The sequence below is a fragment of the Xenorhabdus sp. NBAII XenSa04 genome, assembly GCF_963866145.1.
GTDB lineage: Bacteria > Pseudomonadota > Gammaproteobacteria > Enterobacterales > Enterobacteriaceae > Xenorhabdus > Xenorhabdus indica.
In genome coordinates, this window is the sequence record NZ_CAWMEB010000126.1 from 1 (window position 1) to 586 (window position 586).

The 586-nt window shown below is 54.3% G+C and carries 1 protein-coding gene; it reads right to left on the minus strand.

The genetic code is table 11. The features are described 5' to 3' along the window. Window positions 1-134 precede the first annotated feature (134 nt). The coding region (locus AAC147_RS05960; RefSeq protein WP_047685987.1) for an N-6 DNA methylase at window positions 135-586 on the minus strand (452 nt) is incomplete at its 5' end.

A 586-nucleotide genomic window follows, 5' to 3' on the forward strand; every position in this document is an offset into this window, starting at 1 on the left:
TGACTCGATTCACCCACCGACTCGCTTATCGGATCACCTTAATTTTCACTATAAATCAATATATTAAAACTACTCGAAAATAAGAAAGCGCCCCGAAAGGCGCATTAGAGTAACAGAACAGAGGCTGAAAAAATTCAGGCGGCCTGTGGCTGTTGATGCCCCCGTAAACGGCTCGACCAGTTACCCAGATAATGGGCGGGCGTGTAACGTGTCCGTTTGCTGCCGCCATCATCCAGCGCATTGCCGATAGTCACCGCGGCCGGAATGCCGGTCAGGGAAAGCTGGACGTAAGCCATCACCGCGGCCAGCGGGTCAATATCAATCGCTGATACCCACAAACTGCATAACGGATCATGCCCCTGCTCTCTCAAGACGTCGGCAGCGGCCAGTGTCATACAGCCCGCCCCACAAGCCGGCTCGTACAGGGTCACAAAGGGTTTCTCCTGCAAGCGTGCGGAAACATCCTGCAACTGTATCTCCGCCATCATTCTGGCGACACTCCAGGGCGTAAAGAACTGCTGAAGGTGTTTATTCCCCAGCTCCAGCCGCATAAACACCGTGCCGAGAAAATCGCCGGGCGCTTCTG